We start from the raw sequence: 13,927 nt of genomic DNA on the forward strand, positions 1-13,927 counted from the left end.
TCAAGGTGCGCTGATTGACTTTCCCTGTTCACAACCTCTCTTGTGACGAGGACAAATTGACAGAGTCAGTGCCCGGCGGCGATCCCTTGGCCGCGTTCACCGCCGACCTCGACGAAATCCGGGCAAAAGCCGCAGCAGCGCAGGAAAAGCTCCGCTCCGCCGTCGCCACGGTGCAGGCGCCGGACGGGGCGGTCTCGGTGACCGTCGGCCCGAGCGGCGTCCTGCAGGAGCTCCGGTTCGGCCCCCGCGCGTACGAGCGGCCGCCACAAGCCTTGTCCGGCCTGGTGATGCAGCTGATCGGCCGCGCGCAGCAGAAGGTCTCGGCCCAGGTCGCCGACGCGTTCGGCGGCATGGTGGGCGAAAGCTCGGCCGCCCGCGAACTGCTGGACGAGTTCCTGCCGGCTCCCGATGAGAGCACGCCTCCGGACAAGAGCGACGTGTTCCTGCCGGAGCAGGAGGCCGAAGATCGGCCGCCGCACCGCCCGCCAAGCCCGCCGCAGCAAGGTCCGCCGCGTCGTCGTCCCCGGCCCGCGCCGGCCGAGGACGACGACGAGAGCAACCCCTGGTAGTACGGAGGAGAACCGGTGGTTTCCGGAGAAGGTTTCTCGGTCGACCCGGCCGAGCTGCAGAAGTTCAGCCAGTTCCTGTCGGGCACCACGCAACCGGCGGTGCAGGATGCCGCGAACCGGATGCAGGCGGCCAACGGGTTCGACAACGCCGCGTTCGGCATCCTGCTCGCGCAGGTGCTCGCCGTGCCCTCGCGGATCACGATGGCGGTGATCACCGGGGAGATCACCAAGCTGGTCGGTGACATCGGGAAGTCCGCCGACGACGTGAAGAAGGCCGCCGACACCTACGCGACCCACGACTCGAACACCGCCAAGGGTTTGAGCACCTTCGAGACGGAGCTGGGCAAGTGACCGTTCCCATCACGGCATCGAACTCCACGACCGGGGCCGGCGTCTTCGACAGCTGGAAGCAGGTGGGCGACTCGATCGGCAAGGTCCAGACCGAGCACGGCGGCGACCTCGCGGCCGTCAGCGTGGAGCTCGGCATCAACGTCATCAGCGCCGCGCTCGACACCGTCGCGTTCGTCATGGATCCCCTGGCGAAGCTGATCGCGGCGGGCCTGGGCTGGCTGATCGAGCACGTCTCGTTCCTGAAGTGGCCGCTGGACCAGGTCGCGGGCAATCCCGCCGAGGTCACGAAGATCGCCAACGAGCTGCACAAGATCGGCGAATCGCTGCGCAACACCGGCACTTCGCTGGACGACACCCTCAAGGCGACGATCACCCAGTGGCAGGGCAAGGGCTACGACAGCTTCCTCAAGTCGATCAACGAGCGGAAGGGCTGGATCGACGCGAACGCCAAGGCGTCCGACGTCGCCGGCTACATGGTCGAGACCACCGGGGCCCTGATCGGCGCGGTCCGCTCGCTGCTGCGCGACATCATCACGACGATCCTCGGCGACATCATCTCCACGATGCTGATCGCGCTCGCACTCGCCATCCCCACTTTCGGCGCGTCGATCGCCGTCGGGGTGACCAAGTGCGTCGCGACGGTCTCGGTGCAGGTGGCGGCGATGATGGCGAAGCTCGCCAAGGTCGTCGCCTACGCCGGTCGCACGTTGGCCCGGCTGACCCAGCTGTCGAAGCTGGTCAAGCCGAAGGCGGGTGCCTCGAACGCGGGCCACGAGCTGAGCAATCTGCCGCCGCACGGTGGCGGCGTGCCGAACTTCTCGCGGCCGCTGCCGAAACCGCCGGGCACGGCCGTCACCCACGACGGCCCGCCCACGACCGGTGGTGCGACGCCCAGCACCCGGCCGCCGGGTGACGGCACGACCCCGAACTTCTCGCGGCCGCTGCCGCCGCCGGGCACCGCGGTGACCCACGACGGCCCGCCCGGTGGTGGCGCCACGCCCAGCACCCGTCCTCCGGGCGACGGCACCACGCCGAACTTCTCACGGCCGTTGCCTCCGCCCGCGGCACCGCCGAAGCCGCCGCCCCCGAAGTCGCACCTGAGCGACCACGACGTCTCCACGATCAAGAAGCACGAGGACTGGCTGAAGACGAAGTTCGGCGACAGCTACAAGAAGATGAAGTTCGTCGACGACTGGCTGAAGGCCAAAGCTCCGGACTACTACCCGATGCTGAAGGCCCTCTCCGACGCCAAGAGCTCGAAGAACTTCGTCGGCTGGGCCGGCAAGGACATCGTGCAGGTCGACCGCGGTCTCACCGACATCCAGATGCAGGCGGAGGCCGCCTGGGCCGAGGAAGACAAGAAGCAGCAACAGTCGCACTAGCCATAAGGGGCACCTTCACGGCAGTCGTGAAGGTGCCCCTCATGGAACGTCAGGCGACGCCGAGGTGGCGCGAGATCAGCATCTTCTGCACCTCGCTGGTCCCCTCGCCGATCTCCAGGATCTTGGCGTCGCGGTAGAAGCGGCTCACCGGGTACTCGTTCATGAACCCGTAGCCACCGAAGATCTGCGTCGCGTCGCGCGCGTTGTCCATCGCCGCGTTGGAGGCGACCAGCTTCGCGATCGACGCCTCCTTCTTGAACGGCTCGCCGCGCAGCATTTTCGACGCCGCCTGGTAGTACGCCAGGCGGGCCGTGTGCGTGCGGACCTCCATGTCGGCGATCTTGAACTGGATCGCCTGGTACTCACCGATCCGCTTGCCGAACGCGACGCGGTCCTTCACGTACTGCAGGCACTCGTCGACGCAGCCCTGCGCCAGACCGACCGACAGGGCCGCGATCGCGACGCGGCCTTCGTCCAAAATGGACAGGAACTGGGCGTACCCGCGGCCGCGCTCGCCGACCAGGTTCTCCGCCGGGACGCGGACGTCCGAAAAGGACAGCTCGTGCGTGTCCGAGCAGTTCCAGCCGACCTTCGAATACTTCGGCGCCACCTCGAAGCCCGGGGTGCCGGACGGGACGATGACCGCCGAGATCTCCTTGCGGCCGTTCTCCATCACATCCGTCACGGCCGTGACGGTGACCAGGCGCGTGATGTCCGTGCCCGAGTTCGTGATGAACGCCTTGCTGCCGTTGATGACCCACGTGTCACCGTCCAAAGTGGCCCGGGTACGGGTCGCGCCCGCGTCCGAGCCGCCGCCCGGCTCGGTCAGGCCGAAGCCACCCAGCGCCGTGCCCTCGCACAGCGACGGCAGCCACTGCTCCTTCTGCTCCTGCGTCCCGAAGCGGAAGATCGGCATCGCGCCGAGCGAGACGCCGGCCTCGAGGGTGATCGCGACCGACGAGTCGACCCGCGCGAGCTCCTCCAGCGCCAGGCACAGCGCGAAGTAGTCGCCGCCCATGCCGCCGAACTCCTCGGGGAACGGCAGGCCGAACAGGCCCATCTCCGCCATCTTCGCGACGATCGCGTACGGGAATTCTTCCTTCTCGTACAGCTCGCCGATGACCGGCGCGACCTCGGCGTGCGCGAAGTCCTCGACGGTCTTGCGGAGGGCCTCGTACTCCTCGTCCAGGCGGAAGTCGATCACTGCTGCTCCTCTTGGGGCGTGACTACGGCAAGGGTTTCGTCGAGCGCGACCTGTTGGCCCGCTCGGACGGGGAGTTCGCTGACCACGCCGTCGATCGGCGCGGTGACCGTGTGCTCCATCTTCATCGCTTCGACGACCAGCAACGGCGTGCCGGCCTTCACGACGTCGCCCGCGGCGACCTTCACGACGAGCACCGTGCCCGGCATCGGGCTGGTGACCGGCCCGGCCCCGGCGTCCTCGCCGCGCGACGAGAGCACGAACTCCTGCTCCCCGAAGGGAAAGCTCAGTCCGTCACGCGCCAGCCAGACCGTCCGGTCCGGACCGCAGGCGTGGCGGTAGCGGTGGAAGCCGCCGGCGTGCCGGATCTCGAGCACGTCACCGTCGCGCCGGGCCGAAACCTCGACCGGCCCGGCGTCGTCGACGACGACCGTCGCGCCGGACGGCGTGCCCTGCACCCGGACGACGGCCTTGGCCTGGCCGGACTTCAGGCGGAACGTCACCCCGCCGGACCCGCCCATCCGCCAGCCGTCCGGCACGTCCCACGGGTCCACGACGGACCCCGACGGCTGCAGCTCCAGGAACCGGTCCAGCGCGGCCGCGACGAAGAACTCCGCGGGCACGTCCGACGAGACCAAATCGGACAGTCGCCGGTCGACCAGCTCGGTGTCGAGCCGGCCGGCGCGGACGTCGTCATCGGCCAGCAGGCTGCGCAGGAACGCCGTATTGGTGCCGACACCCAGCAGCGCCGTGTCGGCCAGCGCCCGGTCGAGCCGGTGCAGCGCGGCCGCGCGGTCCGGGCCCCAGGCGATGACCTTGGCCAGCATCGGGTCGTAATTCGAGCCGATCACCGCGCCGCGCGTCATCCACGAGTCGACGCGGACGCCCTCGCCGGCCGGCTCGTGCACCGCCAGCACCGTCCCGCCGGTCGGGATGAACCCGCGCGCCGGATCTTCGGCGTAGACACGCGCTTCGACGGCGTGTCCATTGAGGACGACGTCGTCCTGCGCGACCGAAAGGTGTTCCCCGGCGGCCACCCGGACCTGCCACTCGACCAGGTCGAGGCCGGTGACCAGCTCGGTGACCGGGTGCTCGACCTGCAGCCGGGTGTTCATCTCCATGAAGAAGAACTCGTCCGGGTCGTGCGCCGACATGATGAACTCGACCGTACCCGCGCCGACGTACCCGACCGAGCGCGCCGCTTCGGCCGCGGCAGTACCCATCTTCACGCGCGTGGCCTCGTCGAGCAGCACCGACGGCGCTTCCTCGATGATCTTCTGGTGCCGCCGCTGCAGGCTGCACTCGCGCTCGCCGAGGTGGATGACGTTGCCGTGCCGGTCGGCCATGACCTGGATCTCGATGTGCCGCGGCGTCGTGACGAACCGCTCCATCAGCAGGGTGTCGTCACCGAAGGATCCCTTGGCCTCGCGCCGCGCCGACTCGATGGCGGCGTCCAGTTCGGACTCTTCGTGGACCAGCCGCATACCCTTGCCGCCACCGCCGGCGGACGGCTTGAGCAGCAGCGGGTAGCCGACCTTCGCGGCCGCCTCGGCGAACCCGCCGGCGGGGATGTCCACATCGGACGCGCCGGGCACGACGGGAACCCCGGCTTTCGACACCGTCGCCTTGGCGCGGATCTTGTCGCCCATGGCTTCGATCGCCGCGACCGGCGGGCCGATGAACACGAGCCCGGCCGCCTCGCAGGCACGCGCGAACTCCGCGTTCTCCGCCAGGAAGCCGTAACCCGGGTGCACGGCCTGCGCACCCGACGAGACGGCGGCGTCCACGATGGCCGGAATGGACAGGTAGCTCTTCGACGCTTCCGCGGGGCCGATGCGCACCGCCGTGTGCGCTTCGCGGACGTGCCGTGCGTCGGCGTCCGCGTCGCTGTACACCGCGACCGCGCGGATGCCGAGCGCCCGCAGCGTGCGGATGACCCGGACCGCGATCTCGCCGCGGTTCGCGACCAACACTGAGTCGAACATCATCACATCCGGAAGACGCCGTAGTTGACATCGGACAAAGGTGCGTTGGCCGCGGTGGAGAGCGCGAGACCGAGCACCGTGCGGGTGTCCGCCGGGTCGATGACGCCGTCGTCCCACAGCCGCGCGGTGGAGTAGTACGGGCTGCCCTGCGCCTCGTACTGCTCGCGGATCGGGTCCTTGAACGCCTCTTCGTCCTCGGTGGACCATTCGCCGCCGCGCCCCTCGATCGAGTCGCGGCGGACGGTCGAGAGCACTGACGCCGCCTGCTCGCCGCCCATCACCGAGATCCGCGCGTTCGGCCACATCCAGAGGAACCGCGGCGAGTACGCCCGGCCGCACATCGAGTAGTTGCCGGCGCCGAACGAGCCGCCGATAACGACCGTTAACTTCGGCACCCGCGCGCAGGCCACCGCGGTGACCATCTTCGCGCCGTGCTTGGCGATGCCGCCCGCCTCGTACGCGCGCCCGACCATGAAGCCGGTGATGTTCTGCAGGAACAGCAACGGGATCGAGCGCTTGTCGCACAGCTCGATGAAGTGCGCGCCCTTCATCGCGGACTCGGCGAACAGCACGCCGTTGTTCGCGACGATCCCGACCGGGTGGCCGTGGATCCGGGCGAACCCGGTGACCAGGGTGGAGCCGTACTCCTTCTTGAACTCGCCGAACCGGCTGCCGTCGACGATCCGCGCGATCACCTCGCGCACGTCGTACGGCGTGCGCGGGTCGGTCGGCACGACGCCGTACAGCTCGGCCGGGTCGACGGCGGGCGCCTCGGTCGGCAGGACGTCCCACGGACGCGGCGTGCGCGGGCCGAGCGTCGAGACGATCTGGCGGACGATCCGCAGCGCGTGCGCGTCATCGTCGGCCAGGTGGTCGGTGACGCCGGACTGGCGCGAGTGCACCTCGCCGCCGCCCAGTTCCTCGGCCGTGACGACCTCGCCGGTCGCGGCCTTCACCAGCGGCGGCCCGCCGAGGAAGATCGTGCCCTGGTTCCGGACGATCACGGCCTCGTCGCTCATCGCCGGGACGTACGCCCCGCCCGCGGTGCACGAGCCGAGCACCGCGGCGATCTGCGGGATGCCGCGCGCGGACATCGTCGCCTGGTTGTAGAAGATCCGGCCGAAGTGTTCACGATCCGGGAAGACCTCGTCCTGCCGGGGCAGGAACGCGCCGCCGGAGTCCACCAGGTAGACGCACGGCAGGTTGTTGTGCAGCGCCACCTCTTGGGCGCGGAGGTGCTTCTTGACCGTCATCGGGTAGTACGTGCCGCCCTTGACGGTGGCGTCGTTGGCGACGACCACGCACTCGCGTCCGGAGACGCGCCCGATCCCGGTGATGATCCCGGCCGAGGGCGCCTCGTCGTCGTACAGTCCGTTCGCGGCCAGCGGCGAGAGTTCCAGGAACGGCGAACCCGGGTCGAGCAGCGTGTCGACGCGGTCGCGCGGCAGCAGCTTGCCGCGTTCGACGTGCCGGGTGCGCGACTTCTCGGGCCCGCCGAGCCGGGCGCTCGACAGGCGTTTGCGGAGGTCCTCGACCAGCTCCGCGTGGGATGTGGCGTTGCGGGCGTAGGCCTCGCTGTCCGGGGCAGCGGTGGTCCCCAGTGCCGGCGTGTCCATGGGCTCCCTCGAAGTTAGCGGTCGTTAACCTCCGTCTCGATGTTAGCGACCGCTAACGTGGGTGTCCAGTCGCCCGGACGCCGTGAAGGCCACCCCGGGCACGCCGGGATGGCCTTCACGACCGGAGGGGACCGGGTTCAGCCGATAGCGCCCCGCAGCGGGGCGTAGTAGCCGCCCGACTGCCCGGCCACGGTCGGGTGATAGGACTCGATCACCGGCCAGGTCAGGCTGTGCAGGTAGTCGTCGGACGAGGAACAGATGTTGTGCCCGACGAACGACGGCCGGACGTCGACGAACGTCGCACCCGCCGACGCCGCCCGGGACTGGATCACCGACGCCAGGGTGTCCGCGCCGGAGTTGATCGCGGTCCGTTTGGTGTCGCTGAGCCCGACCCAGCAGGAGCCGGGCACGGTGTAGAAGCGCGGGTAGGACAGGACGACGAGGCGAGCCCCGGGCGCCTTGGCCTTGATCGCGTTGTAGGTGTTGGTCAGCAACGCGGGCAGGGTGTTGTTGACGTAGGTCTTCGCGGTGTTGACGCGGGCGGTGCAGGTCGCGTCGCTGCCGAGGGTGCAGGTCTGGATCACGTCGCTGAAGCCGGCGTCGTTGCCGCCCACGGTGACCGTGACCAGGGTCGCGTTGGAGGGGATGGAGTTGGCCTGGCTGATGACGTCCCCGGTTTTGGCACCGGAGCAGGCCAGGAAGGTGAACGAAGTGCCGCTGTGGGCGTTGGCCCACAGCTGACCGTAGGCGTTGGAGCTGCGGTAACAGCTCCCGGAACTGCCGTAGCTGCCGGCCCCGACTCCCGAGGAGTAGGAGTCGCCGAGCGCGGCGTAGACGGTCCCGGCGGCGTGGGCGAGGCCCGTGACGCCGAGAGTGGACAGGACGACGGCCCCGAGAGCCGTGCTCAACCTTGCGAGAAACCGTCGCGAAAGACGGATCGGAACCCCCATGGGCCACTCCTTTGTGACAGAACCGACCCCAAAAGCACAGCATGTGGAAGCCCCACGAGGAACCCCTAGTTACCTGTAAGTAACCCACTCGGCCCACGCCGGAAGACGGGAACAGTGTTAGCGCTCGCTAACCCGTGACATGCCCGGGCTGACGGGACGTCGACGCCGGATCGTGGCGATGCGCGCGCACTCCGAGACCGCAGGGCCGGCCACACCGCCCTCGCCCGCTTTCACCCGGCCGGCAGCTCGCCATGCCCAGCGCGTTCCTGCTGATCGGCCGGCCCGAGACGAACCGGACACCAACTGGGCGTTAGCGCTCGCTAACCTGCGCCTCTAATATGGCCGGATGCCGGCCAACCCCACTCCTCTCGTGAACGGCGAGAAGGCGAACAGACGCGAGCAGATCCTGTCCGCGGCCGCCGAGCTGTTCGCCCACCACGGGTTCCACGGTGTCGGGATCGACGACATCGGCGCCGCCGTCGGGATCTCCGGGCCCGCGCTCTACCGGCACTTCCGCAGCAAGGACGCGATCCTCGGCGAGATGCTGAACTCGATCAGCCGCTACCTGCTCGACGGCGGCACGACGTGGGCAGCCCGGCCCGGCGATGCGGACGACACGCTGGCCGGGCTCGTGGCGTTCCACGTCGGCTTCGCGCTCGCCCATCCGGCGTTGATCACCGTTCAAGAGCGCAATCTCGCGAACCTCACCGACGCCGACCGCAAGCAGGTGCGCGCGCTGCAGCGCCAGTACGTCGAGGTGTGGGTCCGTGCGATCCGCGAAGCCCTACCGGAGCTGGGAGAACTGGAGGCGCGGTCGGCGGCACACGCGGTGTTCGGACTGATCAACTCGACGCCGTACAACCGCCATCTCGGTGACTCGGAGCTCGCCGAACTGCTCTCCCGGCTCGCACTGGGTGCACTCCGCGCGGCCGGATGACCGACCCGGATCAAGGTATCCCCACGACCGCCGTCGCTGGTGTTTGATGGGGCACGTGGATGCGGACTGGAACGAGCAGGAGCTCGTCGAGAAGGCTCAGCGCGCACTGACGGCGCTGAGCCTCGGTGACGATGCCGAAGCCCTCGTCGAGGTCGCGCCGACGGCCGCCGAACCCCAGGCCCGCGCGGACGAGACGAAAGCGTTGATGCTGCTGCTGTTCGGCGAGTGCAGCGCGATGGTCTCCACCCTCGGGGACGGCGGCAGCGCGCCGGTGAAGGTCCAGGTCTTCGACGAGGACGGCGAAGAGGTCTCGATCGACCAGGCCGACCCGCCGGTGCGGACCGCGGTCCGGACGCTGCTGGCGGAGGTCCACGGCAACACGGAGGCGGCGCAGGAGCAGGTGGAGATCGCCCTGGCCAACGCGGCGCCCGACGAGGTGGACAGCCTGGTGCTGCAGGCGTTGCGGTGGACGATCCGGCTGTCGGTCGAGTGCCTGGACCGGGACCTGCCGGTGGCGCCCTGGATCTCGGAAGCCGTCTCGGACTAGGCCGGCCGCAAAGACCGCACGATCGGGGCCAGGTACAGCTCGGCCAGCCGGCGCCGCTGGACGTCGTCGTCCACCGGGAGCACCGTCTCCTGGGTCAGCACCAGCGACACGACGATCCGGATCAGCAGCTCGGCCATGCCGTCGACGTCCTCGGCCGGCAGGCTCAGCCGGCCCGCCGCGATCTCCGCGTGGAAGTGCGCCGCGATCCGGGTGCGAGCCGCCGCGAACAAGCCGCCCGCCTGGACCGTCAGCTGCGGCAGGATCAGCTCCGGCTCGGTGCGCAGCAGCCGGTTGAGCAGCCGGTGCCCGCGCAGGTACCCCAGGGAGAAGCTCAACCCCTCGATGAGCTTCTCCTCCGGGGTCGCCTGCGCCTCGACGACGGCGTCGACCTTCGTCAGGAACCGCTTCATCTCCCGCAGGACCAGCGCGTTGAGCAGCTGGTCCTTCTTCGGGAAGTAGCGGTAGATCGTCACCCGCGAGAGGCCGACGCGGCGCGCGACGTCGTCGACGGTGAACCGGCGCAGCCCGAAGTCCTCGGCTTGGGTCAGCGCCGCGCCCATGATCCGCTCCGCGGTCTCGTCGCCGGGAAGCTCGGCTTCGAGCGCGTGCTTCAGGAGATCGCGCATGCCCCAACCCTAGGCTGGTTTACAACTTGACGGAAAATGTTTCATGCGTTCTAGTGTTACACGACACAGGGAGGTGCGGAATGGGTGATCGTGAAGCGACGGCCGAGCGGCTGCTCAAGTCGAGCGCCCGGCTCTCCTACGACCCGGACGTCGACGTCCACTGGGCCGCGCCGCTGAACGAGGACCAGTTCTTCATCCCCGAAAAGCTCGTCTCCCTCTACGGCACCCCACTGTGGGACACGCTGAGCCGCGAGCAGCGGATCGAGCTGTCGCGCCAGGAACTCGTGAACACCGTCAGCGTCGGGATCTGGTTCGAGATCATCCTCATGCAGATGCTGCTGCGCGCGTCCTACCGCCAGGACCCGACGACCCGCCACGTGCACTACGCGCTGACCGAGATCGCCGACGAATGCCGGCACTCCACGATGTTCGCGCGGCTGATCGAGCGCGTCGACGGTCGGCCGTACCGCAACAACCGCTGGCTGCAGCGGTCCGCGCAGGCCCTTCCGGCCATCCTCCACGGGCCGTCGATGTGGGTCGCGACGCTGATCGGCGAGGAGATCTTCGACGCGCTGCAGCGCGAGCACCTCGACGACGAGTCGGTACAGCCGGTGGTCCGCGCGGTGATGCGGATCCACGTCACGGAAGAAGCGCGGCACGTGCGGTACGCGCGCGACGACCTCGTCCGCGAGCTGGCGGAGGCGCCGTGGTGGCGCAAGGAGTTCGCGCGGATCGTGGTCGCCGTCGGCGCGCTGCTGATGTCGCGGCTGCTGTCCCGGCCACGCCAGTACCTGCGCGCGGGGATCGACCCCGGCGTCGCGGTCCAGGCGGCCCGGACGAGTGCGCACCGGCGGGAGACGCTGGCGTTCGGGGCCCGGAAGCTCGTCCGGTTCCTGCGGGAGAACGACCTGATCGGCGGCCCGAGCGCGGTGCTGTGGCGCCGCGCCGGGATGCTCTAGACGCAAGGGGAAGCCATGGCACTCAAGGATCTGCTCGCCGCCGGCACGGGACGGCTCGCCGACCGGATCACCACGGCGGGCGACGAAGCGGGCGACCGCGCGGACGACGTCGCGTGGCGGGTCGCGAAGTTGTCCGACCGCGCCGCCGAACGGCTCGGGGACTACGCCGCCGGAGCGTCACGCCGGGTCGCGAACCGCTTGGTGCGCCTGGGAGAACGCGTCGGCGGCCGCTGATCCCGCCGGAGCAGGTTCTCGACGACGAGCAGGTTGACACCCGCGCCCCGAACGAGGGCGCCGGTGACCAGCCGCCGCATCGCCGCGGGAGCGGCTCGAATCCGGACGTCCGCGGGCGTACTAACCCAGCAGCGCCTTCGTCAACGCCGCGATCTGCCCGGTCTCGATGAGGAACGAGTCGTGGCCGTAGGGCGAGGAAACCACCGACGGCTCCGACGTTCCCGGGATCCCCGCGGCGAGCTCCGCCGACTGGTACAGCGGGTAGAGCCGGTCGCTGTCCACCCCGCCGATCACCGCGCGGGCCGTCACCCGGCCCAAGGCCGCCGCGACGCCGCCGCGATCACGGCCTACGTCGTGGGTGTTCATCGACTCCGTCAGCACCGCGTAGCTGTTCGCGTCGAACCGGTGGACCAGCTTGTCCGCATGGTGGTCCAAATAGGACTCGACGGCGAACCGCCCGCGCCGCAAGGGATCCTCCGAACCCTGGTACTCCCGGCCGAACCGCTGGGCCAGCTCCGGCTCGCTGCGGTAGGTCACGTGCGCGATCCGACGCGCGATGCCGAGTCCGCGAAACGGGCCCTCCGGCGCCGAATAGTAGTCGCCGCCGTGGAAGAACGGGTCGCTGCGGATCGCGTGCAGCTGCGGCGCGGCCCAGGCGATCTGCTCGGCCGACGCCCGCGCCGTCGACGCCAGCACCAGCACCGACGCCACCCGCGCGGGCAGCGTCACCGCCCACTCCAGCGCGCGCATCCCGCCCATGGACCCGCCGACGACGGCCGCCCAGCGGGTGATGCCCAGGTGGTCGGCCAGGATCGCCTCCGACGCCACCTGGTCCCGCACCGTCACGACCGGAAACCGGCTGCCCCAAGGCGTTCCGCCGGGATCCGGGGACGACGGGCCCGTGGATCCCTGGCAGCCGCCGAGCACGTTCGGGACCACGACGAAGAACTCGTCGGTGTCCAGGGCTTTCCCGGGCCCGATCAGCCCGTCCCACCAGCCCGCGCTGGGATGCCCCGGCTCGAGCGGCCCGGCCGCGTGGCTGTCGCCGGTCAGCGCGTGCTCGACGAGGACCGCGTTGGACGCGTCGGAGTTCAGCGTCCCCCAGGTTTCGTAGGCGAGGGAAAAGGCGGGCAGCACGCCACCGGCCTCGAGCGCGAGCGCGCCAGGGCCGGTGACGAACTTCCGGCGCCCCGGCGGATCACCGATCCGCCAGGCGCCGGTGACGGGCCCAGCCGTCACAGTTCCGCCTTGGCCGCCCGGAATCCGGCCTCCAGGTCGGCCTTGAGGTCCTCGATCCCTTCCAGCCCGACGGCGATCCGGACCAGGCCCGGCGTCACGCCGCTGGCGAGCTGTTCCTCCGCCGAGAGCTGACTGTGGGTGGTCGACGCCGGGTGGACGATCAGGCTGCGGACGTCGCCGAGGTTCACCAGCTGGCTGTGCAGCTCGGTCCCGTCGACGAACTTCCGGCCCGCCTCTACGCCGCCGCGCAGGTCGAACGACAGGACCGCGCCCGCGCCGCGCGGCAGGTACTTCTGCCCGGCCTCGTAGAACGGGCTGGACGGCAGGCCGGCGTAGTACACCTTCTCGACCTCGTCACGCTGCTCGAGCCACTCGGCGAGCGCCTGCGCGTTCGAGACGTGGCGCTCGATGCGCAGCGACAGCGTCTCGATGCCCTGCAGGATCAGGAAACTGTTCAGCGGGGCGATCGCCGCGCCGGTGTCGCGCAGGAGCTGCACGCGCGCCTTCGCCGCGAACGCGCCCGGGCCGAGCGCCTCCCAGTACTTCAGGCCGTGGTAGCTCGGGTCCGGCTCGGTGAAGCCGGGGAACCGCCCCGGGTCCTTGCCGAAGTCGAACGTGCCGCCGTCGACCAGGACGCCGGCGATCGTCGTGCCGTGGCCGCCGAGGTACTTGGTGGCCGAGTGGATCACGACGTCGGCGCCGTGCTCGATCGGGCGCACCAGGTACGGCGTGGGGATCGTGTTGTCGACCAGCAGCGGGACGCCGGCTTCGTGCGCGGTGTCGGCGACGCCGCGGATGTCGAGAACATTGCTACCCGGATTCGCGAGTGTCTCGGCGAAAAAGAACTTCGTGTTCGGCCGGACGGCGGCGCGCCACTGCTCGAGGTCGTCCTGGTCGTCGATGAACGTGACCTCGATGCCGAGCTTCGGCAGCGTGTAGTGGAAGAGGTTGTAGGTGCCGCCATAAAGCGACTGGCTCGACACGAAGTGGTCGCCCGCGCCCACGAGGTTCAGGATCGCCGCGGTCGTCGCGGCCGAGCCGGACGCGAACGCCAGCGCCGCGACGCCCCCTTCGAGCGACGCGACGCGCTGCTCCAGCACGTCCTGCGTCGGGTTCATGATCCGCGTGTAGATGTTGCCGGGCTCGGCGAGGCTGAACAGGTCGGCGCCGTGCTGGCTGTCGCGGAAGACGTACGACGTCGTCTGGTAGATCGGCGTCGCCCGCGCGCCGGTCGCCGGATCCGGCGCGGCGCCCGCGTGGATCTGCCTGGTCTCGAAGGACCACGCCGAGGTGTCGTCCGCGCTCATGGGTTTCTCCTTGCGGCTCAAGGG

Annotated in this window: 14 protein-coding genes; 7 read left to right on the forward strand and 7 right to left on the reverse strand. The window is 69.8% G+C overall.

Translation table 11 applies throughout. From position 1 onward, the window contains the following. The first annotated feature begins 56 nt into the window (after positions 1 to 56). Genes QQ657_RS23245 through QQ657_RS23255 form a run of 3 tightly spaced genes read left to right on the forward strand, consistent with a single transcriptional unit; the run spans position 57 to position 2,302 of the window. Positions 57 to 569 carry a YbaB/EbfC family nucleoid-associated protein gene (locus tag QQ657_RS23245; protein ID WP_284744327.1) on the forward strand — a complete coding sequence of 171 codons (513 nt, stop codon included), beginning with the start codon at positions 57 to 59 and terminating at the stop codon, positions 567 to 569. 15 nt (positions 570 to 584) lie between these two features. Then, a complete protein-coding gene (locus QQ657_RS23250) occupies positions 585 to 920 on the forward strand; it encodes a hypothetical protein (protein WP_284744328.1) in 336 nt (111 codons plus the stop codon). Beyond that, a complete protein-coding gene (locus tag QQ657_RS23255; protein ID WP_284744329.1) occupies positions 917 to 2,302 on the forward strand; it encodes a hypothetical protein in 1,386 nt (461 codons plus the stop codon). The genes QQ657_RS23250 and QQ657_RS23255 overlap by 4 nt, the downstream gene beginning before the upstream one ends. Before the next feature lie 49 nt (positions 2,303 to 2,351). Here the strand turns inward: QQ657_RS23255 and QQ657_RS23260 are convergent, their stop codons facing one another. From QQ657_RS23260 to QQ657_RS23275, 4 genes are all read right to left on the reverse strand, one after another. Beyond that, positions 2,352 to 3,506 (reverse strand): acyl-CoA dehydrogenase family protein, encoded by a 1,155-nt coding sequence (locus QQ657_RS23260; RefSeq protein WP_284744330.1) that lies wholly within the window; start codon positions 3,504 to 3,506, stop codon positions 2,352 to 2,354. Continuing rightward, positions 3,503 to 5,488 (reverse strand): acetyl-CoA carboxylase biotin carboxylase subunit, encoded by a 1,986-nt coding sequence (locus tag QQ657_RS23265; protein ID WP_284744331.1) that lies wholly within the window; start codon positions 5,486 to 5,488, stop codon positions 3,503 to 3,505. Before QQ657_RS23265 ends, QQ657_RS23260 begins: the two co-directional genes overlap by 4 nt. 2 nt (positions 5,489 to 5,490) lie before the next feature. After that, on the reverse strand, positions 5,491 to 7,104 hold the full coding sequence (locus tag QQ657_RS23270; protein WP_284744332.1) for a carboxyl transferase domain-containing protein: 1,614 nt from the start codon (positions 7,102 to 7,104) through the stop codon (positions 5,491 to 5,493). Positions 7,105 to 7,241: 137 nt separating this feature from the next. Beyond that, positions 7,242 to 8,012 carry an SGNH/GDSL hydrolase family protein gene (locus tag QQ657_RS23275; protein WP_284744398.1) on the reverse strand — a complete coding sequence of 257 codons (771 nt, stop codon included), beginning with the start codon at positions 8,010 to 8,012 and terminating at the stop codon, positions 7,242 to 7,244. Between the two features lie 388 nt (positions 8,013 to 8,400). Between QQ657_RS23275 and QQ657_RS23280 the strand changes: the two genes are divergently transcribed. Together QQ657_RS23280 and QQ657_RS23285 are read left to right on the forward strand one after the other, a co-directional pair. Further along, positions 8,401 to 8,991: an SACE_7040 family transcriptional regulator gene (locus QQ657_RS23280; RefSeq protein WP_284744333.1), complete on the forward strand. Its 591-nt coding sequence runs from the start codon at positions 8,401 to 8,403 to the stop codon at positions 8,989 to 8,991. A gap of 46 nt (positions 8,992 to 9,037) precedes the next feature. Then, positions 9,038 to 9,538: a hypothetical protein gene (locus QQ657_RS23285; protein ID WP_155541161.1), complete on the forward strand. Its 501-nt coding sequence runs from the start codon at positions 9,038 to 9,040 to the stop codon at positions 9,536 to 9,538. On the opposite strand, the gene QQ657_RS23290 is transcribed toward QQ657_RS23285, so the two are convergent. Then, the gene (locus tag QQ657_RS23290; protein WP_155541160.1) at positions 9,535 to 10,164 is read right to left on the reverse strand and encodes a TetR/AcrR family transcriptional regulator; all 630 of its coding nucleotides are present in this window, start codon (positions 10,162 to 10,164) and stop codon (positions 9,535 to 9,537) included. The genes QQ657_RS23285 and QQ657_RS23290 overlap by 4 nt on opposite strands. A gap of 80 nt (positions 10,165 to 10,244) precedes the next feature. On the opposite strand from QQ657_RS23290, the gene QQ657_RS23295 reads away from it, so the two are divergent. Beyond that, entirely contained in the window at positions 10,245 to 11,123 is an 879-nt protein-coding gene (locus QQ657_RS23295) for an AurF N-oxygenase family protein (RefSeq protein WP_284744334.1), read from the forward strand. A gap of 15 nt (positions 11,124 to 11,138) precedes the next feature. Continuing rightward, on the forward strand, positions 11,139 to 11,357 hold the full coding sequence (locus QQ657_RS23300) for a hypothetical protein (RefSeq protein WP_284744335.1): 219 nt from the start codon (positions 11,139 to 11,141) through the stop codon (positions 11,355 to 11,357). 120 nt (positions 11,358 to 11,477) lie between these two features. Here the strand turns inward: QQ657_RS23300 and metX are convergent, their stop codons facing one another. Both metX and QQ657_RS23310 read right to left on the reverse strand, forming a co-directional pair. After that, positions 11,478 to 12,596 carry a homoserine O-acetyltransferase MetX gene (metX, locus tag QQ657_RS23305; protein WP_284744336.1) on the reverse strand — a complete coding sequence of 373 codons (1,119 nt, stop codon included), beginning with the start codon at positions 12,594 to 12,596 and terminating at the stop codon, positions 11,478 to 11,480. Beyond that, the gene (locus QQ657_RS23310) at positions 12,593 to 13,903 is read right to left on the reverse strand and encodes a bifunctional o-acetylhomoserine/o-acetylserine sulfhydrylase (RefSeq protein ID WP_284744337.1); all 1,311 of its coding nucleotides are present in this window, start codon (positions 13,901 to 13,903) and stop codon (positions 12,593 to 12,595) included. The genes metX and QQ657_RS23310 overlap by 4 nt, the downstream gene beginning before the upstream one ends. Positions 13,904 to 13,927 lie beyond the last annotated feature (24 nt).

The organism is Amycolatopsis ponsaeliensis (genome assembly GCF_030182635.1).
Taxonomy (GTDB): domain Bacteria; phylum Actinomycetota; class Actinomycetes; order Mycobacteriales; family Pseudonocardiaceae; genus Amycolatopsis; species Amycolatopsis ponsaeliensis.

What these genes read in the sequence shown, in the direction of transcription:
- QQ657_RS23265 (WP_284744331.1), bottom strand. Translation starts at nt 5,488, where the DNA reads ATGTTCGACTCAGTGTTGGTCGCGAACCGCGGCGAGATCGCGGTCCGG.
- QQ657_RS23270 (WP_284744332.1), bottom strand. Translation starts at nt 7,104, where the DNA reads ATGGACACGCCGGCACTGGGGACCACCGCTGCCCCGGACAGCGAGGCC.
- QQ657_RS23280 (WP_284744333.1), top strand. Translation starts at nt 8,401, where the DNA reads ATGCCGGCCAACCCCACTCCTCTCGTGAACGGCGAGAAGGCGAACAGA.
- QQ657_RS23285 (WP_155541161.1), top strand. Translation starts at nt 9,038, where the DNA reads ATGGGGCACGTGGATGCGGACTGGAACGAGCAGGAGCTCGTCGAGAAG.
- QQ657_RS23290 (WP_155541160.1), bottom strand. Translation starts at nt 10,164, where the DNA reads ATGCGCGATCTCCTGAAGCACGCGCTCGAAGCCGAGCTTCCCGGCGAC.
- QQ657_RS23295 (WP_284744334.1), top strand. Translation starts at nt 10,245, where the DNA reads ATGGGTGATCGTGAAGCGACGGCCGAGCGGCTGCTCAAGTCGAGCGCC.
- QQ657_RS23300 (WP_284744335.1), top strand. Translation starts at nt 11,139, where the DNA reads ATGGCACTCAAGGATCTGCTCGCCGCCGGCACGGGACGGCTCGCCGAC.
- QQ657_RS23310 (WP_284744337.1), bottom strand. Translation starts at nt 13,903, where the DNA reads ATGAGCGCGGACGACACCTCGGCGTGGTCCTTCGAGACCAGGCAGATC.